Origin of the sequence: Polaromonas sp., from assembly GCF_036676035.1 — a bacterium.
Classification (GTDB): Bacteria; Pseudomonadota; Gammaproteobacteria; order Burkholderiales; family Burkholderiaceae_C; genus Polaromonas.
Map to the genome: position 1 here is coordinate 1 of NZ_JAKFDR010000012.1, position 2,019 is coordinate 2,019.

At 63.7% G+C, this 2,019-nt stretch carries 2 protein-coding genes; both read right to left on the reverse strand.

Annotation, left to right across the window (positions count from 1 at the left end):
* Window positions 1-180, reverse strand: a 180-nt coding sequence (locus tag V6M61_RS03775) for a hypothetical protein (protein WP_332775230.1), incomplete at its 3' end; no start/stop codon positions are given.
* Window positions 177-1,343 carry an IS4 family transposase gene (locus tag V6M61_RS03780; protein ID WP_332775231.1) on the reverse strand — a complete coding sequence of 389 codons (1,167 nt, stop codon included), beginning with the start codon at window positions 1,341-1,343 and terminating at the stop codon, window positions 177-179. The genes V6M61_RS03775 and V6M61_RS03780, both read right to left, overlap by 4 nt.
* Window positions 1,344-2,019 lie beyond the last annotated feature (676 nt).

Below are 2,019 nucleotides of genomic sequence, written 5' to 3' on the forward strand. Positions count from 1 at the left end.
GCCTTGTGTTTCGTTCGTACGCGCCGCAGCCCGCCCACACGCGCCTTCGCCGGAGGCTGGTTGGCGTGCCGGCATGGATTGCGGGTCAAGCTCGCAATGACGGCCCGCGAGCTCGCAATGACGGCCACACTCGGCTGTCATGCCGGACTCGATCCACTGCTGTCCGGAATGTTTTGTCATAGGAACAGCTCCGGTTGAACGGCGGCGATGAAGGCTTGCTTTGCTCGTCGTCGTCGCCAGTAGGACTGCTCGGTCTGGGGACGTTGGAACAGGCAGGCGCGCAGCTCGGCCAGAAGCATCCACAGCGAGCCTTTGAACTGCGTGGCCTTCTTCAGGATCAGCACCAGCATGTAGGCGATCAGTGCCGTGAGCAGCTGGATGCGAATGGCGTTCTCGTTGGCTCCCAAGAAGCGCCCGATCTGCAGGTGTTGCTTGACCCACTTGAAGAACAGCTCGATCTGCCAGCGCCGCTTGTACAGCAGGGCGATCTCCTCGGGCGCGCTGACCAGGTCGTTGGTGGCCAGCACCAGCGGCACGTCATTCGGGCGTGCGATCTCGATGCGCCTTAGCTGAGCACCACTGTATGAATTTCGATGCCCTCCGCGCGGTATGGGTAGCGCGAACGCAACGACGCTGTCGCGCAGGACCTCGCTTTGACCAGGCTTCACAGCCCGCTCGCTGACCACCTTCAGGGCCGCGTCGCGACGCCATCGGGTGACCCAGCGCGCTTTCTTCTGCTCCATGCTGTGCCACCAGTTGTAGTTGCAGTAGCCCTTGTCGAACACATACGTCGCGCCCGACTCGATCTCGATCTTTTGGCCCTCGGTGACGTCATTGACATTGGCCGCTGTGATGCTGGCACCAGCCACCGCCGCGTTGTTGGCGTCTAGTAGCAGATGCAGTTTGATGCCATGGTTGCCATGCGCGCTGGCATGCCCGCGCAGCTCCTTGCAGCGCCCAGGCAGGCCCACAGTGGTGGCATCCAGCAGGTACAGCAGCTCCTCGCGCTGCGCTCTGGCGGCTCGCCCGGCCTGCGCGATCAGCGCCTGCAGCAACTGCGCAAAGATCAAAGGGCTGCGCTTCTTGTTGGCATCCGCCAGCGTGGTCCTGCGCACGCAGCCCGTGCCCAGGTGGTAGTGGTGGTTGACCTGCGGGTTAAAGCCCGCCTCCAGCTGCCGCAGGCTGTCCGCGCCGGCCAGCTGCACGTACAGCATGGCCACCAGTTGGTCCCAGCAGGTGAACTTCTTCACATGCCGATCGCCTTGGTGGTGTGCCACGGCCTGAGCAAAGGTGCGGCGCGGCACCGCCTTCAGAATCTGCTGGATTCGACTTATGCTGTGCATGTTGCGGGTGAGTTGTTGAAAGGTTTGGCGACTGGGGTTCTAACTCCCCTCGGCTCATCCCGCAACACTTTTCCTGCCAAACCCCCGCCCGCGCAGCACCGACCACTGTATGAAGTGCCGCTCGACCTGCGCACTCCACCTGGATTTTTGAATCGACCTTCAGGTCCTGGCGAAATTCGGCAGGCGCAACAGCCACTTACCCGGCTTGGTCCGATTTATTCCGGACAGCAGTGGGACTCGATCCGGCATCCATGCCTCGAAAGAGAAACGCCGCACCGCCGCGCGCCAACCCGGTTCCTCGCGGCAGGCGGTGTCCGGCAGGGGCGATCTGTGTGGCGGCTGTGATGATCGGCCTGGGGCCGGGCGCGCTTGCGCGCTTCGTCTCATGCTCACGGCGCCTTGTCTGAACGTAGCGGCCTCAGGGCGCGCAGTGAGTTGCGCGTGCCGGTCCCAGGCCGATCATCACAGCGAAGTCGGAGCGTCAGCGGAGACCGCCACACCGTGAGCCCCTGCCGGACACCGCCTGCCGCGACGCGAGGTGCCAACGCTGCTGCAGTCGCATGAGGCATTGACACGCCAACGTGGATGCCGGATCAAGTCCGGCATGACAACCTCGACTACTTCGCGATCAGCTCGCCGTGCGGCGCGGCGTCATCCTTCGCCTCGGCCTTGTTCG

Bases quoted from the DNA above. Each gene is read 5' to 3' on its own strand.
- V6M61_RS03780 (WP_332775231.1), bottom strand. From the start codon at position 1,343: ATGCACAGCATAAGTCGAATCCAGCAGATTCTGAAGGCGGTGCCGCGC.